This is a genomic window from Pantoea sp. RSPAM1 (assembly GCF_038816185.1).
Taxonomy (GTDB): domain Bacteria; phylum Pseudomonadota; class Gammaproteobacteria; order Enterobacterales; family Enterobacteriaceae; genus Pantoea; species Pantoea ananatis.
The window spans coordinates 614,306-640,047 of sequence record NZ_CP046137.1 but is presented as its reverse complement, the minus strand read 5'-3'; the positions used below and the strand labels follow the sequence as shown (position 1 = coordinate 640,047).

Genomic DNA, 25,742 nt, shown 5'->3' with positions numbered 1-25,742 from the left:
CGCGCAGGCTTATCCGGCAGGATAGCGAGAGATCTCGCCCTCGTGGCTTATCATCACCCGGTTACGGCCATCGCCTTTAGCCGCATACAACGCTTCGTCAGCCCGTCTTAACAGGGCGTCTTTTTCCTCCGTTTCACTTAGCGTCGCAACGCCAAGAGAGACAGTCATCGCACTGATAAACGGAAATGACGTTTTGCTGACGGCTTCACGGATGCGTTCCGCCATCGCGGCCGCGTCGTTCAGTGCCGTACCGGGAAGCAGCAAAATAAACTCCTCCCCCCCAAAACGGCTTATCACGTCCAGCGTGCGGCATCGCTTCCGCAACAACCCTGCCAGGCTCACCAGAACCTCGTCTCCCGCATCATGTCCGTAGCGATCGTTGATCTTTTTGAAGTGATCGATATCGATAGCGATGGCGCTTTGCACACGCTCTTCGCTGTGCTGCGCCGCCTGAACATAAAAGCCGCGCCGGTTATTCAGTCCGGTCAGCGGATCGGTCATGGCTTTATCATTCAGGTCGGCAACGTGTCCGGCGACCGCCCGACGATGCTGCTGAACCGCCTCCCTCAGCCTGTCCGCTTCGTTATACCAGGTGTTAACCGATGAGAGCAGCTCCGGGCTGGCATCGCTACCACCCTCGCGTACCATTCCGGCCAGTTTTTCCAGCGGATAAGAGATGCGCGTCGCCAGAAAGGCCATACAGGTTGCGGTGAGCACGATAACACCGAGAATAAGCCAGAACGCGCTCCTGGCCGTGTGCGCCATCAGGCTACCCACGGTTTCTGATGTGCCTGACATAAAAATATTCCAGTCGGTTTTTTGCAGGCTGGCATAGCCGATGAGGTATTTTTTGCCCTCCTCCTGAATCATTAACTGACCACTCGTGGTTGAGGCCAGCCGTTTTTGCAACTGTGGGCTTAGCGCCATGCGTTTGCCAACCTGAGCTGGATCGTGACTAAAAATAACGGAGCCGTCATCACTGACAATACTCACCGAGGTGCCATCCCCGTAATAATGCTGGCTCAGCACATCACTCAACATGCTCTGTTTCTTCAGGTAGATGGTTCCACAAACAAAACCAAGATAGCGTCCATCCGCTGCAAACAGGGGCTGTGACAGCAGCACGACGTAATTGCCTGAAGGGGAGTTAAAAGGCGAGGAAATAAAGGGCTTACGGAACGTAATCGCCTGCTCTGTCTGCGGCGTGTCTACTTTCACGCCCACGAGGCTGAGGCTTTCAGGCGAAACGGAAGCGATAACGGCATGACGATCAACAACAGCGACCGAATTGAAAAAGCCGGACTGCTGCAGTAAACGCATGGTTTCGTGATGCAGCCTGTTCAGATCGTTGAGATCGGTGATCTGATTAGCACTCCAGGCCAGTTCGCGCTGAGCAATGGTCAGGTAATGATCGGTCGTATCCGCCAGTTTGCGCGCGTAGGCAATGTTACTTTCTAACAGCGACTCTTCAATATTGCGCTTTTGAAAAATAAACAGCGCGCCCAACAGCAGACCTGAAGTCAGTATGACGCCTCCAATGGATAACGCGGTAAGGAGCGTTCTTAGATGTATTTTTCTGCGATACATATCGGGTTGCGCTGAGGATGAGTTAGTCAAATTTTAACCGCCGCAGCGCCAGACAAACGCGAGAATAAACGCCTGTTTACTTGTCTTTCATACTGAATGACGTTACGTATTGCTGTAAAAGCAGCCTGATGCTCTTTTTTTTGCGTTGTGAAGCATTCAGGCGCCGTGAGGGTGTAATCTGGGCCAGGAGTTACCCGGGCGTTTTCGGGTTTACCTTTGCCAGGCATTCCAGCCGTATAACGCCTCTCGCGGCAGCGTGAAGCCTTTGGTGACATATGGAATCATCCGATCACCGCAGGGTTGCCTGTGGTTTTCTCTGCGCGAATAATGTTCAACACCTACACAGACTCTGAGGAGGACCATGATGAAAAGCGCTGTGCTTAGCATGCTGGCCAAAATTTCAAAAATGGATGCTGAAACGAAAGAACTGGTCGCTCAGACAGAAGCGCAGTCGCTGTTGCTCAGCGCGTTGACGCTGACCGTGGGCAAAAGCGGCGGTGTCGAAGAGCTGATTTCAGCGATCAGTCAGGCAATCAATACGGTTCTCGAGTCCTCTGACGGCCTGATTAAATCCGATGCGGAGCTTCTGCTAACCAAATTTCAGGAGCAGTTAACGCTGACCCAGCTGGTGGATGAGGAGTCAAAAGAGTTTCTCAAAAGCGTTCCTCAAAAATCGCTTCCCTCCGTCTCCGGTAATGAAAAAAATACCGACCGCTAGCCACCGTGGCTGAGGGCGATGCGTCAAGCGCGTCTGTCTTTTATCGTCACGCCTGTGGTAGGGTATTTATTTGCCTGTGCGTGGATAAGGTTCGATGAAAAAACAGCGAGTTGGCATTGTGTTCGGTGGCAAATCCTCTGAGCATGAAGTGTCATTGCAGTCGGCTAAGAATATTGTTGATGCTATCGATAAAACCCGGTTTGAGGTTGTGCTACTGGGAATTGATAAGCAAGGCCAGTGGCATCTTAATGATGCCTCAAACTTTCTGCACAATGCGGAAAATCCGTCGCTGATTGCCTTGAACCGCACGGCAAAACAGGTTGCACTCATCCCCGGCGAACCCCAAAACCAGGTCATTGACCGAAAGGACGCCCATCCGCTGTCGCAGCTCGACGTGATTTTTCCCGTGGTTCACGGCACGCAAGGCGAAGACGGTTCCCTGCAGGGTTTGCTGCGTATGGCTTCGCTCCCCTTCGTTGGCTCGGACGTGCTGGGCTCTGCCGTCAGCATGGATAAAGACGTCACAAAACGCCTGCTGCGGGATGCCGGTTTGAAGGTTGCCCCCTGGCTGAGCGTGACGCAGGCACAGATGAACAATCTGGACATCGAAGCCGTTATCGCACGCTTTGGACTCCCGCTTTTTATCAAGCCAGCGAATCAGGGATCGTCCGTTGGCGTCAGTAAGGTCACCACTGCTGCAGCGTTTCGTGCGGCGCTGGAGCTGGCGTTTAGGTTTGACAATAAAGTTCTGATTGAAAAAGGGATTAAAGGTCGCGAGATCGAGTGCGCCGTGCTGGGCAACGATTACCCAGAGGCCAGCCCCTGCGGCGAAGTCGTGGTGAGCGATGCCTTTTATTCCTATGACACTAAGTACATTAGCGAAACCGGCGCACACACGGTGATTCCGGCGGATATTCCTGCGGCTGTCGATGAGGCGATTCGTGAGGTGGCGCTCACCGCCTTCACCGCGCTCTCCTGTTTTGGTCTGGCCCGTGTTGACGTGTTTTATACCGAAGACGGTGAGATTATCGTGAATGAGGTGAATACGTTACCCGGCTTCACCAACATCAGCATGTATCCAAAGCTGTGGCAGGCGGCAGGTCTGAGCTATCAGGATCTGATCACCCGCCTGATTGAGCTGGCACTGGAACGTCATCAACAGAACGCGTCGCTCAAAACCAGCGTTAATTAATCGCTGCCAGCGGCCTGCTCAGGCAACGTCGCTGGTCATCTCACTGCGCGCATTGCCGGGTGAGGTCTGATTGCGGCCATTTCGCTTAGAGATATAAAGGTTTTTATCCGCGGCAGAGATCAAACGATTTACCGTTTCGGCCCACGCCACACCGGGTTGCGCCTGGCCGTATGCCAGCCCCAGGCTGACGGTGACGGTGACCGCGTTGCCATGCAGTAAGAATTTCTCTTTAACGATGCTCTGACGAATGCCTTCAGCCAGTGAATAAATCATTTCCGGCGAGAGGTCGAACTGCACAATCACAAACTCCTCTCCGCCAAAGCGGCAGATATGGCCGTGGTTGCCCACCAGCGGCGAAATGCGCCGCGCGATCTCTTCCAGTACCCTGTCGCCCGCATCATGGCCAAAATTGTCATTGACCGATTTAAAATAGTCCACATCCAGCAGGATCACCCCAACCTGACGTTGCTCAGAACAGGCTTCATTGCGGAGATGTTCATACAGCCCCGAACGCGACAGGAGCTGGGTCAGAAAATCGTAGTCCGCACGCAGCGCCAGACGTTCATTGAGCTGGCGAATCGCATCCATGCTGACTGCCACAATTAACGGACTCAGGGCGATCGTGGCTACGCCGAGGCGCGCTGAGGTCAGATGGCTGATGGGCAGCAGACTGTTATCGCCCTGAATATTCATCACACCGTGAGATACCAAAATAATTTGGCTAATCCCGGTTATCAGGGTGATCAGGCTGGTCAGCGGCACAGGCAACACAATGGCACACCAGATCAGGGCTGGCACCGGTAAGGTAAGGCTGCCCGCCCCGCCCATTAACGCCCCGGCGACCACTGACAGCACGACGGCAATTAACGGGACAATTTTGCCCATTTTCAGCCGCCGGGCTGAAATCCTCACGCGCCAGCTTGAGGTTAACAGAAACGGCAGCAGCATGAGTCCGGTCGAAAACTGCTCGCTGAACCAGTTCATCCACGCATCGGCAAATTCGGCATTTATGCTGCCGACCTGTGCCAGGCCGCCCCAGGTGGCGCAACCGAACGCCGCCAGCAGGCAAGCCGGAAAAATGCGCATGGCGTTAGCGATACGCTCGCTGCTGGAGTCGTGCTGATACTGCCGCCCCATCACCACGACGCAAATCAGGATAAACAGAATATTGGCAACGTTCAGAGTGAACGCCGGTAAGGTCCAGCCTGAAAACACCGCGTCGTTAAACACCATGGCGCTGAAACAAACAAGATAAAAACGGGTGCGATGAAGAAAGGGATAGCGCAGCATCATACCGGCAATAAAGGCGTTAACCGGCCAGAACAGGGATAAGTCATCGGGAATACGCAGATGTCCGCCGACAAAACAGAACATCAGAGTAATCATAAACAGCCAGAGGGCACTTTTTTTTGCATTGTGCTCTTCAAACAGCTTAACGCGCATACGTCTGGACCTTGTCACAAAGAGGCTTACCATCACGCCGCTTACGGGGTATATGGCGTTATGATTATTTAACCCTGAATCTTGTCTGCGCCATTCAAAGAAAAGCACCCTTAAATGAACGAACGTTAGCGATTTGAAGCCCGTTACTGGGTATAAGCATGCAGGCAGAGATCCCCGTTCATTATGTCTTAAAAATAAAAAAATCGGATATCCGAGATATCCGATTTTTCACGTTTTGTCAGACTGTTTTGGTCTGAACGGCTATTTCACCGCCACCGGCCATTGACTCAGACGGATTCCCCGCTTATCCGCATTCTCACCAAAATCCTTCAGGACGGCTTTCACGTCCGGATCGATGTATTCTGCATTATCGTTATCGACGATTACCACGCTATTTTCGGGTATTTTATCAAGCAGTCCCTGTAGTTTAGGATTGTGCATAAATGTCAGATTTTGCTGGAAACGTAAAACGTAGTGGTCGTCATAACGTGTAAGCTGCAATGCGTTACGGTGGCTCTTGTAGATGCTGTAAAGGATCTGGGTGGCAATACCGATACCGATACCGACGAGCATCCCCAGCGTAATAATCCCGATAATCGTGGCCAGGAAGGGGACGTACTGTTGCGCGCCCATGCGGAACTGCTCAATAAACAGACGGGGTGCGGCCAGCTTGTAGCCGGTGTAAAGTAGCACCGCCGCGAGGCTGGCGAGCGGGATAGCATTCAGCATTTCACTAAACCACATTCCGCAAATCAGCAGCATGACGCCATGCAGCAAAATGGACAGTTTAGTTTGTGCGCCAGCGTTGACGTTAGCCGAACTCCGGACGATCACCGCCGTAATAGGCATGGCGCCCAGGAAGCCGGCCGTCAGGTTACCTATGCCCTGGGCAAACATTTCTTTGTTGGGTGACGGCGCTGGGGTTTGCGGCCGCAGCTTTTTCAGGGCTTCCTGGCTTAACAACGTTTCCAGACTCGCCACCAGCGCCAGCGTCAGGGCCACGACCCAGACCTGTGGATTTTTCCATGCCATCCAGTCCGGGCTTTCCAGCTCCGCCATCATCGCGGAAACGCTGTCAAAAGCGGGCAGTGAAATGCGCGGTAAGGCACCGGTGAGCTCAGGGAACAGTCGCGCGCCTGCAACGGTCACCACACAGCCAAACAGCACGGCGAACAAGGGGCCAGGTATCCATGCCAGTGCCTTGATTCGTTTAATGGGTCCGGTTGTCCATACAAACAGAATGAGCAAGCCCACTAAAGAAACCAGCAGCGCGGACAGCGAGAATGTCATTTCCCCGTTGACCAGCGACAGTAACTTCACGCTGCCGCCCGCGCCCAGCGCGACCGGTATCTGCTGCATAATCAGCAACAACCCAATCGCGGCCAGCATGCCCTTGATGACGCTGCCGGGCACCAGGGCGATGAAACGCCCGGCGCGTAACAGGCCAAACAGACATTGCAGCACCCCGGCGATAATCAGGGCGGTCAGAAACGCGGAGAAGCTGCCCAGCGTCGCCATAGAGGCCACGACGATGGTCACCAGGCCCGCGGCCGGTCCGCTGACCGCAAAACGTGAAGGGCTCAGGGAGGTCACGAGTATCCCGCCAATCACCCCCGTCAATAAACCGGCAAACGGCGGCAGTCCGCTGGCCTGTGCGATGCCCAGGCAGAGCGGCAGTGCGACCAGAAACACAACCAGCCCTGCCGGCACATCGCGGCGTAATGTATCCAGATTCATGGTGAAGACTCCTCTGCAGATTGCTGAATCAACTCTTTAAGATGACCCGATTGCAGGTCGTAAACACAGCCAAACACGTCCAGTTCCTGACCAGACTGCCAGGCCTGCCGAACCGGTTCGGCCGCCACCAGATTGGCAAACTGCACCAAAACATTGGCCTCAACCAGACGATTCAGTTTCTCGCTTTCCGTCTCCTGCGTGGCTTCGCGGTGAAGATGACTCGCTAACCCTCGCCGCAGAAAAGTAATACGCCGTGCTAGTGCCGAATCCTCAGTGGCCAGCGGGCTGTCGGGCAGGGATAAGGCTGCCTGAACGCCTCCGCAGCCGTAGTGACCGCTCAACACGATTCGCTTTACCCCAAGGTAAAAAACGGCATATTGCAGCACGCTTAGGAGGTTATCGTCCTCTGCCACGACCATATTGGCGATATTACGGTGAACAAACAGTTCACCGGGATGCGATCCCGTTAATACCTCCGCCGGTACCCGACTGTCTGAACAGCCAATCCATAATGAGTGCGGTTTTTGCTGATATAAGGATTTTTCGAAATAGGCGGGGTTACGCTGGCGGCGCTGAAGTGCCCAACTGCGATTTTTCGCTAATAAAGGTTTAAGTGTCGTCACAATCATCTTCTCTCTACGACCGGGAACAGGACGTTCTGGCTGACCACGGAGTGAACCCGCTCACTTAATATCCGCGAATGGGTTACGAAACCTGAAGCTCATCACATTAAAAGGTTATAGCTGCTTATCATTATCAATGCACACGGAATATTTCAGCCCAGAAAAACAGGGCGTTTTATGTAAGCACTTATTCAACAAACGTCATTTTTACGTAAATAAAATTAAGTGGTCACACCAATACAATGTCGAATTACTTTAATTATTTATTATTAAAATCATTAATTTAAATATTCATCGCAAAAAGCAAAACTGACAAATAAATACAAAACGCTTTCCGGGCGAGAATGAAAAAAAACAGAAGTCGCGCATCAGGCCAGGATTACTCTTAAATGCGGAATTTATGAATAGCACAATCCACCGCCTTTATTTGAATAAGGCAGTTAATTGAACTTTGTTAAAGGAGATATTAAAGCAAGAGATGGTTAATTTAATTTGCGTGAGAATAGTGACGACAGTAAGTAAATGCCCGCTGCGATGTAAAAAGAGCCCACTCATTGCGGGCTCTCTGTATTGACACTTTATTTACCGTTCCAGGCCCTCAGGCGCGCTTCACGGACTGAGAGCTGCTGTTCAGGCGTCAGTTTATTGTAATTCTCGGCCATCCCGCTCTCCCAGTCGCCGTAGAGCGGGTTCGGCAACACAATGAACTGTGTACCAAACTGTGCATGGTTACGCTCAACAAACGCCTGCCGCTGTGCATTCCCCTGATGCCAGGTTGCCCCACCAAAATCGTTCAGGTTGTCACCGATATACAACACCACGTTGTAGCCCGCGTTTTTGATTGCATCGAAACGTGCCTGTTTGTTTGATGAGTCCGTTTTCAGGCTTACCGTTTTTTCGCTCACGCCGCTAAAACCAAGCTGTTCAAGATTAGCCACCGTCGCAGCGTAATCTTTCTGATCGCGGTTGGAGACATAGAATACGGTGCCGCCATGGCTGTTGACATAACGGGCAAATTCCACCGCGCCGGGAACGGCTCTGGCCTGACGCGCCTGGGTCCAGGCTGACCAGGTTTTATCGCTAAAAGGCTGTCCGTTCTTTGCCTGCCAGGCACTGTAGGCGCTGTTATCGAGCATGGTTTCATCTAAATCGACGATGACCGCTTTAGGCTTGCCGGTCAGCGAAGCCGATTGATCAAAGGCCAGACGGGCGCTGTTAAATGCCTGCCAGCTGAGCGCCTGATATTCGCCGGACTGCTGGAACCAGTCTAACGCCAGCACTGATTGCTGCCCAAGTTGCTGCTGTGCCTGCTGCCGGGCAGGTTGCACACAGCCCGCCAGCGCCAGCACAACCATGGCTGACAGCGCGACATTCACTGAATTTTTCATCGTTTCATCCTAAGGTGTGAAAGATTTGAGTGGGTAACGCTTCAAAAATGTAGCAGTTAACGTAAGCTGAGGGCAGCAGATTGCACGCTGACCTGACAGGAGAAGAGGATGTCCGCCATGCCGCGTTCGCCATTACTTGATGCACTCGACTGGGTCGATTACGCTTTTCAGCCCGCAGGTGAGCCGCCGCCCGAGGATGCAGCCTATGGTCATCAGCGCCACAGCGCCGTGGTCGTCACCGATATCCATAATTTCCCCCCTAAAAGCTGTGACGCAGATGGCGTGATTGCCACCGGTCATCGCCCCGTCGCCGTGTACACGGCCGACTGTTTACCCGTATTGTTTGCCGACCGGCAAGAGAAACAGGTTGCCGCCGTGCATGCCGGCCTGCAGGGCACGCTCGCCGGGGTGCTGTACCGCGCCGTGGAGCAACTCTGTGAACGCGGCGCAACGCCCCAAAGCCTGACCGTGGCGATTGGCCCGGCGCTGGCGCCCTGCTGTTTTGAGCTGGATCGGCAACGCCTGGCAGATATTGAGCGGTTGCCTGGTATCCCCCTGCCGCTGCGCTATCACGAGCAGCAGCCTCGTAATCCGTACGCACTCCGCCCTCAGGCCGTTGCCACCCAGGCAGGCATCTGGTTCGATTTACCGCAGCTGGCTAAGCAGATGCTGGTCAGTACAGGCATACCGGCAGCACAAATCGACCTGATTCCTCTGTGTACTTACTGCGCCACCGAGTCTGGCTCCAGCTACCGTTTCAATACCCATCACGGCAGCGGCTATCGTTCGCGCTATTCCTGGATTCGCCGCCGCTGAATTCCACTGAGTCTGCTCTTATGCGGCGTGTTTAAGTGGCTGAATGCCGCGCCGGGTAGTAACGCTTTTATGATGTTTCTCACACCCTGACGCCATTTCACTTTTTTTTAACATAGAAATGGTTGAAGCTGACTCATCCGACCACTTTATTTGTGAGTGATTATGACAGCGCTGTCCTCCCACTATCCTGCTTTATTCACCCCGCTCGATCTGGGCTTTACTCAGCTCAGAAACCGTTTTCTGATGGGGTCAATGCACACCGGCCTTGAGGAGCGTGAGGAGGGTGCGGCCAGGCTTGCGGCATTCTATGGCGAGCGGGCGCGGGAAGGCGTGGCCCTGATCGTCACAGGCGGCGTGTCACCGAATCCCCAGGGCGTGACCGCCGAACACGGCGCGATGCTGAACGAGGAATCACAGTGCGACTGGCACCGACAAATTACTGCCGCGGTGCATCAGCATGACGGGAAAATCGCCCTGCAGATATTGCACACCGGTCGCTACAGCTTTCAGCGCGATCTGGTTGCCCCCTCTGCAATACAGGCCCCCATCAATCGCTTTACTCCGCGTGAACTGAGCGATGCCGAGATTGAACAGACCATTGCCGATTTCGCCCACTGTGCCCGGCTCGCCCAGAAGGCGGGCTACGATGGTGTGGAAATCATGGGTTCCGAAGGCTATCTGATTAACCAGTTTCTGGTAAAGCATACCAACCAGCGCCATGACCGCTGGGGCGGTGATTTTAGCGGGCGCATGCAATTTGCTCTGGCAATTACTCGTGCGGTTCGCGCGGCCACTGGCGAGCGCTTTATTATTATCTTCCGGCTGTCGATGCTGGATTTAATTCACCACGGCAGCACGTTAGAAGAGACGCTGCAGCTGGCCAGCGAGCTGGAACGCTGCGGCGTGACGCTGTTTAATACCGGCATCGGCTGGCATGAGGCGCGAATTCCCACCATTGCCACCTGCGTACCCCGCGCCGCCTTTGCCTGGGTTACGCGCCGTTTGCGTCAGCACGTCGCGGTGCCGGTGGTGGCGACTAACCGAATCAACCACCCACAGGTGGCCGAACAGCTATTACAGGATGGCTGTGCAGACATGGTTTCGATGGCCCGACCTTTTCTGGCCGATGCTGCCTTTGTCAGCAAGGCGCAGCGGGGGGATGACAACAGCATCAACACCTGTATCGCCTGTAATCAGGCCTGTCTGGACCAGATTTTTGCCGGTCATGTGACCTCCTGCCTGGTTAACCCCCGCGCCTGCCATGAATCCCTGATGCCCGTGACGCCGACGCGCGCAGCTAAACGGCTGGCCGTGGTCGGCGCCGGACCGGCGGGCATGGCGTTTGCGTTGCAGGCGGCAGAACGGGGGCATCAGGTAACACTTTATGATGCCGCGCCAGACATCGGCGGGCAGTTCAATATCGCCCGTCAGATCCCTGGCAAAGAAGAGTTCAGCGAAACCCTGCGCTATTTTCGTCATCGTTTACCTGCGGCAGGCGTGGTCATTAAAACAGGCTGCCGGGTCAGCGCCGCTATGCTGGCTGACGTCGATGAGGTTATCCTGGCAACCGGCATTAAACCCCGCACGCCAGAGATCCCCGGTATCAATCATCCCAGCGTGCTGAGCTATCTGGCGGTGCTGGCGGATAAACGTCCGGTTGGGCCACGCGTGGCGATCATTGGCGCAGGCGGGATCGGGTTTGATACGGCAGAATACCTTTCTCAACCGCACCAGACTGAAACGGTGGACGACTTTTATCGTGAATGGGGCATCGATCACAGCCTGACGCAGCGCGGCGGTCTGATCGCCCCCACGCCGCTGCGATCCCCGCGCCAAATCTGGCTGCTTCAACGTAAGGCGGGCAAGCCCGGCGCAACGCTGGCGAAAACCACTGGCTGGATCCACCGCAGCAGCCTGCAGTCTCGCGGCGTTGAAATGTGGGGCGGGATTACGTATCTGGCGATTGATGATGAAGGGCTACATATCAAACGCGACGGCGAACCGCTTGTGCTGCCGGTTGATAATGTGATTATCTGCGCCGGTCAGGAGCCGCAACGCGAACTGGAAGCGGCGTTGCGGGCAAACGGCAAACCGGTACAGATAATTGGCGGAGCCGATGTGGCGCAAGAGCTGGATGCCCGTCGGGCGATCGCCCAGGCCACCGCACTGGCGTTAACGATGTAGTTAACGCATTTTTACGGCGCGCAGCACCACAAATTTTTTGTTGGAGGCCACCAGCGTGCAGTTACCAAACAGCTTTTTCAGCTTGTGGTGATAATCAAGGTGGCGGTTGCCAACGATACGCAGTTCTCCACCATATTGCAGGCAGCGTTTCGCATCGCGGAACATCTGCCAGGCCAGGTGGTCGGTGACCGCGTGCTGCTGGTGGAAGGGTGGATTACAGAGCACAGCATGCAAGGTATCGGATGGATAGCCACTGAGCACGTTGTTGACCCGGAACTGGCAGCGCGACAGATCGTCTGGGCGGTTGACCTCAACGTTTAACCGGCTGGAGGCCACTGCCATATAAGACTCATCAAGGAAATGCACCTCTGCCTCAGGATTCTGCGCCAGCGTCATCAGCCCGATAACGCCATTGCCACAGCCCAGATCGACGATTTCGCCCTCAATATTTTCCGGCAGATGCTGCATAAACAAGCGCGCCCCGATATCCAGAGAAGATCGGGAAAACACGTTGGCATGGTTGTGAATCTCGTAAGGCGTTCCGTCCAGCGGCCAGACCTGCGTTGGTGCTTTTTCACGCAGCGCAGGTTGGGTGAACTGACTGTATATCACCCGTGCTTTTTTTACGGCCAGCGAGGTTTTGGTTTCACCAATGATCTGTTCAAACAGTTGCAGCGTGGAAGTATGAATCTCTTTCGCACGCCCCGCCGCCAGCACCACGGTTTCCGGGGTAATCACCTGACGCACCGCACGCAGTTGCTGCTCCAGCAGGGCCAGCGTTTTAGGAACTTTAATCAACACCAGTGCGGGCGCCGCCGGTAAGTCAGAGAGGCTGTCGAGGAAATGGACGTCGCTGTCATCCAGCGCATTCAGACGCAGGTTCTGCCGCGTTGCCTGCTGGCTCAGCCAGGAATCACTAATATGCCACACCGGACGCGAATGCAGCGCGCAGGTTAACGCCCCGAAACTGTCGTTAAAAATCAACGCCGGACCCGATGGCAGGCTTTGCTGCAACAGATATTCATCAGCGGCATCCCAGGCTTGTAACGGACTCTCGTCACGCATCTGCGGGAAACGATGCAGGGTTAGTGCGCGATCGTTCAGTTCAAGTTGGCTCATGAATTCTCCGGCGTGGTACACTTTGGTTGATTTTCGCCTCAAAAAGGGGGCGCAGTATACTGTCTTTCGCCGGGAATCTCTAATGTCCTCACTTATCTATCTTCAGGGTTATCCTGAGTCTATCCTTGAGCAGGTGCAGACCCTTATCGATCGCCAGCGTTTAGGCCCGGTGCTGCAACAGCGCTATCCTGAAATGCACGACAAGATGAGTGATAAGGCGCTGTATGACTTCACGCTGACGCTGAAAAACCGCTATATGCGTAATGCGCCACCGATCAATAAGGTGATATGGGACAACAAGATTAAGGTGATGAAGCATGCGCTGGGTTTGCACACCGCCATCTCCCGCGTGCAGGGCGGCAACCTGAAGGCCAAAGCCGAGATCCGTATTTCGACGTTTTTCCGCCAGGCGCCTGAACCCTTTTTACGCATGATCGTGGTGCATGAGCTGGCACACCTGAAAGAGAAAAACCACGACAAGGCGTTCTATCAACTGTGCTGCCATATGGAGCCGGACTACCACCAGCTCGAATTCGATGCGCGCCTGTGGATGACGGAACAGGCGATGCGGGGCAACGTAGCTTAGAGAAACTGCTGCGCTTGCTGAATCAGGCTGGTTTTGGTGAGCGCCCCCAGGAAACGGCGCTCCTGAGGGTTATTCAGCACCGGCAGGCGCTCCAGCGTCACGGCCGCAAAGGCTTCCCACCCTTCCCGTAGGCTTTGATTCTGATAGGCGACAGGGAAGTCCTTATCCATCACGCACTGCACCGGCGAGTCCAGATTAATCTCCTGTGCCAGCACCCTGCGCGATATCTCATGAATCGAGACCACGCCCAAAAATGCACCTTCCGCGTTGATCACATAAACATAGCGTTCGCGCTTAAGCGAACTCACCGCCAGCGCTTCGCCCACCGACGCTTCAGGCTGGAGCGCCGCGCCCGGAATAATCAGCTCGCTGATGCGCATATTATCGAAGTCATATTTGGCTTCAGAGCGGTTGAAGTGGTGAGTCACGACCGGATAGGTACTTGCCATTTGCAGGCGATAAACCACCATGGTTGCCAGCACAGAGGCAATCATGACCGGGAACAGCAAGCTACTGTTGAGCGTCATTTCCAGCACCATCAGCATTGCCATCAGGGGAGCCTGACTCACGGCAGCCAGCACCGCAGCCATGCCTACGGCGGCGAACAGCAAAACGTTATCTAGCGGAAGATGCAGCGCCACGCCGCCGAGCGCAATGACCATGCCCAGCAGCGCGCCAATGAGCAGGGACGGCGTAAACAGCCCGCCCACCGCATTGGACCCCACGGAAAGCGTGGTCGCCAGGGTTTTTAACACCAGTAGCAGCAGTAACCCGGACAGCAGATAATGCCCCGCCATTACCTTCACAATCACCTCGTAGCCATTCCCGAGGATATCGGTTGAAATCAGCGCCAGCAGGCCCACGGCAAATCCCCCTGTCCCAAGGCGCAACGGTAAGGATTTGACCCGACTGAACAGCGTTTTAGCGCGCGCAATCAGTCGAATAAGGAGTAAGCCGGCCAGGCCAGACAGTAACCCGATCAGGATGGTAATCAGCAGGCTGTAACTATTCATCGTGAAGCTGACATCAGCCAGCGGATACAGCGCATTACGAAAACCTAACGTCCACATGGTCATAACCGCCACAGAGGACGATACCACCAGCGGAATCAGCCGTTGTAAAGCCGACATGCCAAACGCAATTTCCGCTACGAAGATAGCCGACGCCAGCGGCGCATGATAAACCGACGAAAGACCCGCGGCGGCGGCCATGGCGACGACGTCACTGTTTTTTAACTGCAACGCGCCGGGCAACACCCGCCCAATGATGCTGCCGCACAGGGCGGCAAGCTGAACCATTGGGCCTTCTTTACCGATTGACGCGCCGCTGCCGATACTGGCTATCGACGACAGTGCCCGGAAAAGCGAGGTTTTGGTGGGGACAGCATCAAGGCGCGCGTTAATAACTTCAAGGTAGTCCGTTTTGACGGTTTGCTGCTGCTCGATCGCGACGGCGTAGCGCAGAAAGAAACCGGCCAGCAGGCCGCCCACACCGACCAGAACCGGCCAGAAAATCATGGGCCAGAGGTGGATAGATTCAGTGATGTCGCTGCTGCGGCTAAACAGCAACTGATTGATAAACGCGATCGTTTCACGGAATAACAAGGTAACTAACGACGCCGCACAGCCAACCGGGATGGCAATAAGCAATGTGGTCCAGTTTAGTGCATGTTTACTTCCTTTCACCTGCGCTCCCCGTCTTGTACTTAACGTGCGTTATCGAGACATATTATTGGAATGGAGATCTCAGGATCAATGTCTGGCGTTGCCTGCCCGGTTTCAGATGCTACTCTGCGTTTTTATCTGTGCAGGAGGCTAACTGTGATTCGCTTTGCCATTGTGGGAACCAACTGGATTACGCGTCAGTTTATTGAAGCGGCACATGAAACCGGCAAGATGACGCTCTGTGCCGTCTATTCACGCACTCTGCAGCAGGCAGAGGCATTCCGTCATGATTATCCCTGCGACCAGCTTTTTACGTCGCTGGAGGCCATGGCCACCCATCCTGACATCGATGCCGTGTATATCGCCAGCCCCAACGCCCTGCACTGTCAGCAGGCCATGCTGTTTATGTCGCAGGGTAAACACGTGATTTGCGAAAAGCCGCTGGCCTCGAATCTGCAGGAAGCAGAAGCGATGATCGCCTGCGCCTTGCGGCATCAGGTCGTGCTGTTTGAAGCCTTTAAAACCGCCAGCTTACCGAACTTTATTCAACTGCAACAGGGGCTGGCAAAGACAGGCACACTGCGCAAAGCGCTGCTGAACTATTGCCAGTATTCCTCTCGTTATCCGCGTTACCTGAATGGCGAGCGGCCCAATACTTTCAATCCCCGCTGGTCCAACGGCTCCATCATGGATATCGGTTACTATTGCCTGGCGCTGGCCGTCACGCTATGGGGCGAGCCGCAGCAGGTTAACGCCTCCGCCACCCTGCTGGAAAGCGGCGTCGATGCCCACGGCACGGTGATCCTCAATTATGGTGAGTTTGATGTCACGATTGTGCACTCCAAGGTCAGTGACTCCATGCTGGCCAGTGAAATTCAGGGTGAAGCGGGATCGCTGGTGATAAACCGCATCGCTGAGTGCCAGTCAGTGACCTTTATCCCGCGTGAAGGGGATAAACAAGAGTTAACCCAGCCGCAGCATATCAACAGCATGTTGTATGAAGCAGAGACCTTTGTGCGGCTGGTTGAACAGCGCCACGTCAGCCATCCGGCGCTGGCGGTTTCCCGTTGCGTGGCCGGATTACTCACCGAGATCCGACGTCAGACGGGTGTCGTTTTTCCGGCCGATGCATCCTGAATGTAAATATTTCAAAATATGACTGGCAATGATTGATTCCTGAGCGCCAGCCACGTAACTTACCCGCTTGCAAAGGGGAGTAACTTGTAAGCTGATTGATCGTCACTACGTTGCGCACGCATCCGGTCATCAGGCAACCCAGAATCAATTCCTGAGTTGTAAGTGAGACCTTGCCGGAAGGCGAGGTTTGCTTACACTGAATAAGCGGCTGACGTCTTCTGACTTCAGCCGTTTTTTTATTTTCAGACAGGATACGATTATGCAAACTGTAGGTACGCCACTCCTCTGGGGCAGTTTTGCGGTTGTAGTAGTTATCATGCTGGCGATTGACCTGTTCTTACAGGGTCGTCGTGGTTCGCAAACCATGTCCTTTAAACAGGCTGCGGTCTGGTCGCTGATTTGGGTTTCCGTCTCGCTCCTCTTCAGTGCCGCATTTTGGTGGTATCTGGAAGGCACCGCCGGACGTGAAGTCGCCACCAGTCAGACGCTGGCTTTCCTGACCGGCTACGTGCTGGAAAAATCCCTCGCGGTCGATAACGTTTTCGTCTGGCTGATGCTGTTCAGCTACTTCTCTGTTCCTGCCAACCTGCAACGTCGAGTGCTGATCTACGGTGTGCTGGGCGCTATCGTGCTGCGCACCATCATGATCTTCGCGGGTAGCTGGCTGGTCACGCAGTTTAGCTGGATCCTGTATATCTTCGGTGCCTTCCTGCTGTTTACCGGTATCAAAATGGCGATGGCGAAAGAGGATGATGCGGCGGTGGGTGACAAACCGGTGGTGCGTTGGTTGCGTAAACACCTGCGCATGACCGACACGCTGGAAGGGGAGAAATTCTTTACCCGTAAAAACGGCGTACTGTTTGCGACACCGCTGCTGCTGGTACTGATCATGGTCGAATTAAGTGATGTGATCTTTGCCGTCGACAGTATCCCGGCCATCTTTGCCGTCACCACCGATCCCTTTATCGTTCTGACCTCCAACCTGTTTGCGATTCTGGGCCTGCGCGCCATGTACTTCCTGCTGTCTAACGTCGCGGAACGCTTCTCAATGCTGAAATACGGCCTGGCTGTCGTGTTGGTGTTTATCGGTATCAAGATGCTGATTGTCGATATTTACCATATCCCGGTGGCGATATCGCTGGGCATCGTGGGTGCGATTCTTGCCTCAACCCTGATGATTAACGCCTGGGTGAATCACAAGAACGATAAGAAGAAGCTGACTAAGCCTTAACGGCAGGGTAAGGAAACACAGTGAAAGAGGGCGGCAGACATGCCGCCCTTGCGTTTACAGCGTCACGCCGCTTTTAAAAATAGCCAGTTCGCGAAAATCATTCTTTTCATTGTTGGTTAACTGCCCATTGGCAATCGCCACAATGGTATCAACAAAGTCAGCTAACAGCGCGTCCATGCTCATGCCTTCGACCAGCCTTCCGGCGTTGAAATCAATCCAGTGCGGTTTCTTTTCGGCCAGCGGCGTGTTGGTGGCCAGCTTGACCGTAGGGACAAATCCGCCGTACGGCGTGCCGCGCCCGGTGCTGAACAGCACCATATGGCAGCCCGCACCGGCCAGCGCACTGGTCGCCACCGCATCGTTCCCCGGCGCGCTGAGCAGGTTAAGGCCCGGCGTTGTCAGACGTTCGCCATACCTGAGTACGTCCACCACCTGACTTTGCCCCGCCTTTTGTGTACAGCCGAGTGACTTCTCTTCCAGCGTGGTGATACCGCCTGCTTTATTACCCGGTGACGGGTTTTCATAGATGGGCTGATGATGATCGATAAAGTACTGTTTGAAGTCGTTAATCATCGACACGGTTTTGTCGAAGGTGGCCCGATCCCGGCAACGGCCCATTAGAATACGTTCGGCCCCAAACATTTCCGGTACTTCCGTCAGCACCGTTGTCCCACCGTTGGCGATCATCTGATCGGAGAAGCGCCCCAGCAGCGGATTGGCCGTAATGCCCGAAAATCCATCAGACCCGCCACATTCCAGACCAAACTTAAGCTCGCTGAGTGTGCCCGGTGAACGGCGGTCGTGACGCATTTTTTCATAGAGTGCGTGTAGCCGTTCCAGTCCGGCTTCCACTTCATCGTCGTGCTGCTGGCACACCATAAACTCAACGCGATCGCTTTCAAACGCGCCCAGGGTTTCACGAAACACATCCACCTGGTTGTTCTCACAGCCCAGGCCTATCACTAATACCGCCCCGGCATTGGGATGACGCACCATGTTTTGTAGCATGGTGCGGGTGTTGTCATGATCCTGCCCTAACTGCGAACAGCCAAAGGTGTGACTAAACAGAAAAGCGCCGTCTGTACCGGCAGCATCCTGCGTCTCCTTAAGAAAACGCTGCAAAATCTGTCGCGCAATGCCATTCACGCAGCCGACGGTGGGTAAGATCCACAGCTCGTTGCGAATGCCGACATCGCCATTGGCACGACGGTAAAGTTGTACCTCACGGTCGCCTGGCTGAGTGGCTGACGCAATCTGTTCGGGCTGATATTCGTAGTGATCCAGGTCGCTGAGATTGGTGCGGGCATTGTGGGAATGAATCAGTTCCCCTGCCCCAACGGCCTGAGTCGCATGCGCAATCGGCAACCCATATTTTATGATCAACTCGTCCTTGCCGATGGCGCGCAAGGCAAACTTGTGCCCCCGTCCCACGTCCTGAAGCAGCGTGACGGGCTGGGCGGCGAGTTCAATCGTGGTGTCGGCTTTCATATCATGCAACGCCACGGCAACATTGTCCTGCGGATGAATTTTTATGGCGTCTTGCATTGTTATCTCCGTTGGCTCAGCGCGTCACGCATACCGTGCGCGAGGATGCGTTGCAGGTGCTGGCTGACCGTTTCGACCAGGCCCGGTTGCTGCGTTAAATCTTGTCCCCAGTGCTGAGCATCGCTTAACACGCGACCGACCAGCGCGAAAAGAGAAAGCTGCTCCGTCGACACGGCGGCCCAGTCCTTTGAGTAGCGTTCCAGCCAGTGCGGCTCATCCTGCAGAGGCCAACTTTTATCCGCCGATTCCCCGCGATAAAACGCAATCAAGGCTGCCAGCGCAAACGTCAGGTGCTGTGGCCACTGTCCCGTTTTTTCATGCGACATCAGCAAAGGTTGTAGCAAGCGCGTACGGAACTTGGTCATGCCGTTCAGGGCGATGGAGAGCAGTGCATGGCGAATAAACGGATTGCGGAAGCGGCGCAACACCGCGTCGGCAAAAGCGTTAAGCTCATCGGCTGGCAGATCCAGCGTGGGAATTATCTCTTTGCGCAGCAGCGCATCCACGTACGCGGCGATTTGCTTATCGTTCATCGCCTCACCCACGGTTTCCAGCCCCGCCAGATACGCAACAGGCACCATGGCCGTGTGAGCGCCGTTCAGAATCGCGACTTTTTGCGCTTTGTACGGGGCGATATCGTCAACGTGGCGGACATGCGGCGCCAGTGCGGCAAACTTTAGTTCGTCAAACAGCGCAGCTGGCCCCTGAAGAACAAATTGATAATAAACTTCACCGGCTACCAGAAAGCGATCCTGATAGCCCAGTTGGGTTTCAAGCGTGGCGCTCTCTGACGGGAAGCCGGTTACAATGCGATCCACCAGCGTGTTATAGAACGCACAACACGTATCAACCCAGCGTTTAAACGCCTGGGGCAGTTGCCAGAGATCGGCATAGCGCAGCACCAGAGTGCGCAGCATATCGCCATTGTGATCGACCAGCTCACAGGGCACGATGAGCCAGCCTTTCTCTTTATCTCCGTCGAAATGCTGGTAACGCGCCCACAGCAGTTGCGTCAGCTTGCCCGGAAAGCTGGATGCAGGCCGATCGCTTAACCGATCCGTTTCGGTAAACGCGATGCCGGCTTCAGTGGTATTGGAGAACACAAAACGCATCTCGGGCTGACGTGCCAGCGCCATAAAATCGTCAAACTGCTGGTAGGGCTGAATCTCACGGTTCAGGCTGCGGATCAGGCGGCTTTCGCTCACCGGTTCGCCTTGCGCATTCAGTCCGCGAATCAGGGTGGTATACAGCCCCTCCTGCTGATTCAGATTGTCGCTGACGTCGCGATTACGCGGCCTGACCACCACTACACCGGCGTCTGTGCCCTGATGTTCATTGAGCCAGTCGAGTTGCCAGTCGATAAAGGCACGCAGAAAGTTACCTTCACCGAACTGAATCACGCGATCGTGGTAGACCGCGCCGGGAAAGTCGTGGCGGTTCAGCCGCTTCATGGTCAGGCTCCCAGCTCAATGCCAAAATAGTCACGGGCATTGTTGAAGCAAATGTTTTGTACCATCTGGCCCAACAGCGCTTCATCTGCAGGCGCTTCGCCCTGTTCGACCCAGCGGCCAATCATCTGGCACAGCAGCCGACGGAAATATTCATGACGGGTATAAGAAAGGAAGCTGCGGCTGTCGGTTAACATCCCGACGAAGCGGCTCAGCAGGCCAATTTGCGCCAGCTGCGTCATCTGGCGCTGCATGCCATCCAGTTGATCGTTAAACCACCAGGCGGACCCAAACTGCATTTTTCCGGCCTGCCCTTCGCCCTGGAAATTCCCGGCCATGGTCGCCAGAACCTCATTGTCACGCGGGTTCAGGCAATAAAGGACGGTTTTAGGCAAGGCGTTATTGAGGTTTTGCGCGCCGAGTAAGCGTGCCAGCGGCTCGGCGACGGGCTGATCGTTGATGGAGTCAAAGCCTACATCTGCACCCAGCAGTTGGAACTGGCGTTGGTTGGTATTGCGCAGCGCGCCAATATGGTACTGCTGCACCCACCCGCGACGAGCATATTCCGCCCCGAGCCATACCAGCACCGCGGTTTTAAACTGGGCAATCGCCTGGGCATCCGGCTTTGCGCCACCGCGACGATGCGCCAGAATGCTGTCCAGCGTGGTTTCATCAGCATCGGCATAACATACGACGTCCAGCGCATGGTCAGAAATCTTGCAGCCGTGGGCGGCGAAGTGATCCAGACGTTTACCCAGCGCCTGACGTAAGTCATCGAAGCGCTGCACGCTGATATCGGTCAGGCTTTCCAGTTTTTCAATCCACGGCAGGAAGGTGTCGGCTTCAATATTGAAGGCTTTATCCGGACGCCAGCTTGGCAACACCTTCACCTTGAAGCTGCTGTCTTCTGCCAGTACGCGGTGATGTGTCAGATCGTCCAGCGGATCGTCGGTGGTCCCGACCATCTTAACGTTCATCTGCTGCATGATGCCGCGCGCAGTGAAATCGTCCTGCGCCAGTAAATCGTTGCAACGCTGCCAGATCTCATCAGCCGTTTTTTCGGACAGCAGCACGCCGGTAATGCCGAAGGGACGGCGCAGCTCCAGATGCGTCCAGTGGTAAAGCGGATTGCCAATGGTCTGCGGTACGGTACGCGCCCAGGCATTAAATTTATCCCGATCGCTGGCGTCACCGGTACACAGCGCTTCAGCCACGCCGTTTGCCCGCATCGCACGCCATTTGTAGTGATCGCCTTTTAGCCAGATATCGTAAAGATTGGCGAAACGGTAGTTTTCAGCGATCTGCTGTGGCGGTAAATGGCAGTGGTAATCGTAGACGGGCTGGTCTTTGGCGTAGTCGTGGTAAAGACGACGCGCAAACTCGGTGTCCAGCAAAAAATCCTCAGTCATGAAACGCGACATAAAAAGCTTCCTTATGGGATAGACCCTGAATGGCTCAAAGTTATCATACCAATTTTGACCGGCCGCAGTTTTTTTTACGACTCAGGTCACATTTAAGCAAGATGATCACATCCCATATGGACCTTATTGTCGCCCGCAGCACGCTAACTGGCTGTGTTCTCGTCTGTTTGCAGTATCCCACAAGCTATTGCGGGTTTTTGTGATGGCTTTCAACTTTTAAAGTTGTATAACAAGTTAGGCTCTCGCTTTACCGCAAGGTAACAACTTTCTTACACAAGGCAAGGCAGATAACGGTCGCTGGTGCAGGGCCGGCGGGCGTGAGTAGAGCTGTATCACGAGATGTCCCGCTCCAGATAACAACAGCGGTAAGACCGCGCAAACAACTGGAAGAGGTACAGAATGCGTAAGATCAAAGGATTACGCTGGTATATGATTGGCCTGGTTACCCTGGGTACGGTACTCGGCTATCTGACGCGTAACACGATTGCCGTGGCGGCCCCAACGCTACAAACCGAACTGCATATCACCACGCAGCAGTACTCCTATATTGTGGCGGCTTACTCTGCCTGCTACACCGTCATGCAGCCTGTCGCAGGTTACGTTCTTGACCTACTGGGCACCAAAGTGGGCTACGCGGTATTTGCTGTGCTGTGGGCTATCTTTTGCGCCGCGACGGCGCTGGCGGGAAGCTGGGGCGGTCTGGCCCTGGCGCGCGGCGCCGTGGGCGCCGCAGAAGCCGCGATGATCCCTGCCGGGCTAAAAGCCAGTAGCGAATGGTTTCCGGCGAAAGAGCGTTCTGTGGCAGTGGGCTACTTCAACGTCGGCTCATCGATTGGTGCGATGATCGCACCACCGCTGGTGGTATGGGCGATTGTGGCACATAGCTGGCAAATGGCGTTTATCATCGCTGGCGTGCTGAGCATGATTTGGGCGCTGTGCTGGCTGGTGTTCTATAAGCATCCTAAGCAGCAAAAAAAGCTGAGCGATGAAGAACGTCACTACATCATTTCAGGACAGGAACTTCAGCACCAGACGGGCAACACGACAAAAATGTCAGCGCTGCAAATTCTGCGTAACCGCCAGTTTTGGGGCATTGCGCTGCCACGCTTCCTGGCTGAACCGGCCTGGGGCACGTTCAACGCCTGGATTCCGCTGTTCATGTTTAAGGTTTATGGCTTCAACCTGAAAGAGATTGCGCTGTTTGCCTGGATGCCCATGCTGTTTGCTGACTTTGGTTGTATTCTGGGCGGCTACCTGTCCCCGCTGTTTCAGCGCTGGTTCGGTGTCAGTCTGATTGTCTCGCGCAAAATGGTTGTGACCATGGGCGCCATCCTGATGATAGGCCCGGGTACGATTGGTCTGTTCACCAGTCCGTATGTCGCCATCGCCCTGTTATGTGTCGGCGGCTTTGCCCATCAGGCTCTGTCTGGCGCATTGATTACGCTCTCTTCAGACGTCTTTGGTCGTAACGAAGTGGCGACCGCTAATGGTTTAACCGGCATGGCAGCCTGGACAGCCAGCACCCTGTTTGCGCTGGTGGTCGGCGCGCTGGCCGATACCTTAGGTTTTAGCCCACTGTTTGCCGCTCTGGCCGTGTTCGACTTGCTCGGTGCCGTGGTGATCTGGACAGTGTTAAAAAATAAACCCATTTCTGAACTGCAGACCGCCCCTTCCCCTTCTCAGGCTGCGCCAATACGTAGCTAATCCTGCGGGCTGGCCCGTGCCAGCCCTTTTCTTCTCTTGCCGCAAAGTGGTATAACAACTTATCTGCTCGTTACTTTGGATTGCCTCATGGACCTCACTGAATCTCGTCGACTTTATCAACAGCTGGCCAGCGAGTTAAAACGCCGCATTGAAAACGGGGTTTACCAGGTGGGAGAGAAACTCCCCGCAGAGCGCCTGATCGCTGAAGAAATGGAAGTCAGCCGCACGGTGGTGCGCGAAGCCATCATTATGCTGGAGGTTGAAGGCTACGTTGAGGTGCGCAAAGGCTCGGGCATTCACGTGATTGCCAGCCAGCAGCAAAACCGCGTCGCCGAAAGCAGCAGTCAGCTAGAGTTTGCCGCCTTTGGCCCGTTCGAACTGTTGCAAGCGCGCCAGCTTATTGAAAGTAACGTCGCCGAGTTCGCAGCAACCCAGGTAACACGTCAGGATATTGTTGATTTAATGGCGATTCAGGAGAAAGCGCGTCAGGAGGACCATTTCAGGGACTCTGAATGGGATATGAGGTTTCACGTTCGTATTGCCCAGTCGACGCAAAACAGCGCCCTGGCCGCGATTGTCGAAAAGATGTGGCTGCACCGTTTACACAACCCTTACTGGCTTAAGCTGCATGAGCATATCGATCAGCGCAGTATCGTAAGCTGGTGCGACGATCACGATCAGATTCTTAAAGCATTAATCCGCAAAGATCCCGCCGCCAGTAAGCTGGCAATGTGGCAACATCTCGAAAATACTAAGCAGATGTTATTTAACGCCACCGCCGACGATTTTGAGTTCAATGTAGACCGCTACATGTTCAGTGAAAATCCGGTTATCCTTCCGGATGCAGATACGATTCAGCGTTAATTCGGCTGAAAAACAGTCAGTTAATCTGGAATAGTGTCAGGACATGTAAAACTCCTTTTTACATCGAGATACAGAGGGTAAAACTCCTGTTCGTTTAGGAGTAGTTCTGTCTCCGAAGCTTGATTTTTGTTACAGTTATCATCCTTTTCTTACCTTTTGCGATAAGGGCTTATCAAATCGCTGATTTAACAATCAGTTCTGGAAGGATCCAGAAACGCTTGCTCAGACTACGCTCTCAGAATCTATAAAAAATGTCAGTCTGCGCTGAGGTCCCTGTGGGACATGTTCAACGATGATGTTCGGGAATGATTGATGGAAATTTTGCAAGCGCTGCTGCATGCCTTGTGGCAACAGGATTATGAAACGCTTTCCGATCCAACACTGGTGTGGGCAATTTACGGCGTCTTATTCATGATCCTTTTTCTGGAAAACGGCTTATTGCCTGCCGCTTTCCTGCCCGGTGACAGCCTGCTGATTCTGGTGGGCGTGCTGATTGCCAAAGGAACCATGAGTTTTCCGCTGACCATTCTGGTCCTCACCACCGGCGCCAGCCTGGGTTGCTGGGTGAGCTATATTCAGGGCCGCTGGTTGGGGAACACGCCGACAGTGCAAAACTGGCTGTCACACCTTCCTGCCCGCTATCATCAGCGTGCACATAATCTGTTTCACCGTCACGGCTTATCGGCACTGCTCATTGGCCGTTTCATTGCTTTCGTGCGTACCCTGCTGCCCACGATTGCGGGCCTTTCCGGTTTAAGTAACGCCCGTTTCCAGTTTTTTAACTGGATGAGTGGCTTTCTGTGGGTCGTCATCCTCACGGTTCTGGGCTTTGCCTTAGGCAAAACGCCGATCTTCCGCCGCTACGAAGATGAACTGATGTTTTTTCTGATGATGCTGCCGCTGGTGTTGCTGGTGATTGGGCTGGTGGGCTCGCTGATCGTGCTGTGGCGTAAACGCCGCGCGAACCAGCGTGGTGAGGGCTCATGAAACCTTTTCACGCTTTTCCTAAACGCTGGCTTCCCTGGTTAATTGGCGGGGCATTTGCACTGGTAGCGATCAGCATGATGCCCAGCCTGATGCGCCATGAAAACGTGGTGCAGATTCGCGTTTCGCACGCGGGTGCGCCGATGCCCGATGGCTTCTATCTCTATCAGCAACTGAGCGCTCAGGGTATTCGAATCAAAAGCATCACGCCCTCAGGGGATGCGTTGATTATTCATTTTGACAACGAAGAGCAGAGCCTCGCCGCGCAGAAAGTTCTCCGTCGCCTGCTGCCAGACGGGTTTATCGTCGCGCAACACGACCAGGCGGCTCACCTTTCACTTGCTTAATTCA

The 25,742-nt window shown here is 54.5% G+C and carries 21 protein-coding genes; 11 read left to right on the top strand and 10 right to left on the bottom strand.

Annotation, left to right across the window (positions count from 1 at the left end):
* Positions 1-9 precede the first annotated feature (9 nt).
* On the bottom strand, positions 10-1,587 hold the full coding sequence (locus tag GKC68_RS03585; RefSeq protein ID WP_342656590.1) for a sensor domain-containing diguanylate cyclase: 1,578 nt from the start codon (positions 1,585-1,587) through the stop codon (positions 10-12).
* Between the two features lie 364 nt (positions 1,588-1,951).
* Between GKC68_RS03585 and iraP the strand changes: the two genes are divergently transcribed.
* Positions 1,952-2,305, top strand: a complete 354-nt coding sequence (gene iraP / locus GKC68_RS03580) for an anti-adapter protein IraP (protein ID WP_072197993.1) — start codon at positions 1,952-1,954, stop codon at positions 2,303-2,305.
* A 94-nt stretch (positions 2,306-2,399) separates the two neighbouring features.
* Positions 2,400-3,497, top strand: a complete 1,098-nt coding sequence (gene ddlA / locus GKC68_RS03575) for a D-alanine--D-alanine ligase (RefSeq protein WP_089528940.1) — start codon at positions 2,400-2,402, stop codon at positions 3,495-3,497.
* Positions 3,498-3,515: 18 nt separating this feature from the next.
* Here the strand turns inward: ddlA and GKC68_RS03570 are convergent, their stop codons facing one another.
* From GKC68_RS03570 to GKC68_RS03555, 4 genes are all read right to left on the bottom strand, one after another.
* The gene (locus GKC68_RS03570; protein WP_028721981.1) at positions 3,516-4,940 is read right to left on the bottom strand and encodes a GGDEF domain-containing protein; all 1,425 of its coding nucleotides are present in this window, start codon (positions 4,938-4,940) and stop codon (positions 3,516-3,518) included.
* 261 nt (positions 4,941-5,201) lie between these two features.
* Entirely contained in the window at positions 5,202-6,677 is a 1,476-nt protein-coding gene (locus tag GKC68_RS03565; RefSeq protein ID WP_342656589.1) for a SulP family inorganic anion transporter, read from the bottom strand.
* Positions 6,674-7,306 carry a carbonic anhydrase gene (locus GKC68_RS03560; RefSeq protein WP_028721979.1) on the bottom strand — a complete coding sequence of 211 codons (633 nt, stop codon included), beginning with the start codon at positions 7,304-7,306 and terminating at the stop codon, positions 6,674-6,676. The genes GKC68_RS03565 and GKC68_RS03560 overlap by 4 nt, the downstream gene beginning before the upstream one ends.
* Before the next feature lie 572 nt (positions 7,307-7,878).
* Positions 7,879-8,688 (bottom strand): 5'-nucleotidase, lipoprotein e(P4) family, encoded by an 810-nt coding sequence (locus tag GKC68_RS03555; RefSeq protein ID WP_028721978.1) that lies wholly within the window; start codon positions 8,686-8,688, stop codon positions 7,879-7,881.
* A 108-nt stretch (positions 8,689-8,796) separates the two neighbouring features.
* Between GKC68_RS03555 and GKC68_RS03550 the strand changes: the two genes are divergently transcribed.
* Entirely contained in the window at positions 8,797-9,504 is a 708-nt protein-coding gene (locus GKC68_RS03550) for a polyphenol oxidase family protein (RefSeq protein WP_028721977.1), read from the top strand.
* Between the two features lie 162 nt (positions 9,505-9,666).
* Entirely contained in the window at positions 9,667-11,688 is a 2,022-nt protein-coding gene (locus tag GKC68_RS03545; RefSeq protein ID WP_342656588.1) for an NADPH-dependent 2,4-dienoyl-CoA reductase, read from the top strand.
* Here GKC68_RS03545 and rlmG read toward each other — a convergent pair whose 3' ends face one another.
* Positions 11,689-12,807, bottom strand: coding sequence for a 23S rRNA (guanine(1835)-N(2))-methyltransferase RlmG (gene rlmG, locus GKC68_RS03540; protein WP_342656587.1), 1,119 nt, complete (start codon positions 12,805-12,807; stop codon positions 11,689-11,691).
* A gap of 82 nt (positions 12,808-12,889) precedes the next feature.
* On the opposite strand from rlmG, the gene GKC68_RS03535 reads away from it, so the two are divergent.
* Positions 12,890-13,393 carry a M48 family metallopeptidase gene (locus tag GKC68_RS03535; RefSeq protein ID WP_028721974.1) on the top strand — a complete coding sequence of 168 codons (504 nt, stop codon included), beginning with the start codon at positions 12,890-12,892 and terminating at the stop codon, positions 13,391-13,393.
* Here GKC68_RS03535 and GKC68_RS03530 read toward each other — a convergent pair.
* The gene (locus tag GKC68_RS03530; protein ID WP_028721973.1) at positions 13,390-15,078 is read right to left on the bottom strand and encodes a chloride channel protein; all 1,689 of its coding nucleotides are present in this window, start codon (positions 15,076-15,078) and stop codon (positions 13,390-13,392) included. The genes GKC68_RS03535 and GKC68_RS03530 overlap by 4 nt on opposite strands.
* A gap of 135 nt (positions 15,079-15,213) precedes the next feature.
* Between GKC68_RS03530 and GKC68_RS03525 the strand changes: the two genes are divergently transcribed.
* The gene (locus GKC68_RS03525) at positions 15,214-16,194 is read left to right on the top strand and encodes a Gfo/Idh/MocA family oxidoreductase (protein ID WP_342656586.1); all 981 of its coding nucleotides are present in this window, start codon (positions 15,214-15,216) and stop codon (positions 16,192-16,194) included.
* Positions 16,195-16,453: 259 nt separating this feature from the next.
* The gene (locus tag GKC68_RS03520; RefSeq protein WP_058706823.1) at positions 16,454-17,425 is read left to right on the top strand and encodes a TerC family protein; all 972 of its coding nucleotides are present in this window, start codon (positions 16,454-16,456) and stop codon (positions 17,423-17,425) included.
* 54 nt (positions 17,426-17,479) lie between these two features.
* Here GKC68_RS03520 and GKC68_RS03515 read toward each other — a convergent pair whose 3' ends face one another.
* From GKC68_RS03515 to uxaC, 3 genes are read right to left on the bottom strand one after another with little or no spacing between them, the layout of a single operon-like run.
* Positions 17,480-18,970, bottom strand: coding sequence for an altronate dehydratase family protein (locus tag GKC68_RS03515; protein WP_272844423.1), 1,491 nt, complete (start codon positions 18,968-18,970; stop codon positions 17,480-17,482).
* A gap of 2 nt (positions 18,971-18,972) precedes the next feature.
* Complete coding sequence (locus GKC68_RS03510; protein WP_028721969.1) at positions 18,973-20,421, bottom strand: tagaturonate reductase; 1,449 nt, start codon at positions 20,419-20,421, stop codon at positions 18,973-18,975.
* Between the two features lie 2 nt (positions 20,422-20,423).
* Positions 20,424-21,839 carry a glucuronate isomerase gene (gene uxaC, locus GKC68_RS03505; protein WP_064366614.1) on the bottom strand — a complete coding sequence of 472 codons (1,416 nt, stop codon included), beginning with the start codon at positions 21,837-21,839 and terminating at the stop codon, positions 20,424-20,426.
* Between the two features lie 399 nt (positions 21,840-22,238).
* Here uxaC and GKC68_RS03500 point away from each other — a divergent pair, with 399 nt between their 5' ends.
* The 4 genes from GKC68_RS03500 (at position 22,239) to mzrA (ending at position 25,738) form a co-directional block, all read left to right on the top strand.
* Entirely contained in the window at positions 22,239-23,543 is a 1,305-nt protein-coding gene (locus GKC68_RS03500) for an MFS transporter (RefSeq protein WP_028721967.1), read from the top strand.
* An 87-nt stretch (positions 23,544-23,630) separates the two neighbouring features.
* Positions 23,631-24,407 (top strand): transcriptional regulator ExuR, encoded by a 777-nt coding sequence (gene exuR / locus GKC68_RS03495; protein ID WP_342656585.1) that lies wholly within the window; start codon positions 23,631-23,633, stop codon positions 24,405-24,407.
* Positions 24,408-24,719: 312 nt separating this feature from the next.
* The gene (locus GKC68_RS03490) at positions 24,720-25,394 is read left to right on the top strand and encodes a DedA family protein (RefSeq protein WP_014594688.1); all 675 of its coding nucleotides are present in this window, start codon (positions 24,720-24,722) and stop codon (positions 25,392-25,394) included.
* A complete protein-coding gene (gene mzrA / locus GKC68_RS03485) occupies positions 25,391-25,738 on the top strand; it encodes an EnvZ/OmpR regulon moderator MzrA (RefSeq protein WP_342656584.1) in 348 nt (115 codons plus the stop codon). Before GKC68_RS03490 ends, mzrA begins: the two co-directional genes overlap by 4 nt.
* The last annotated feature ends 4 nt before the right edge of the window (positions 25,739-25,742 follow it).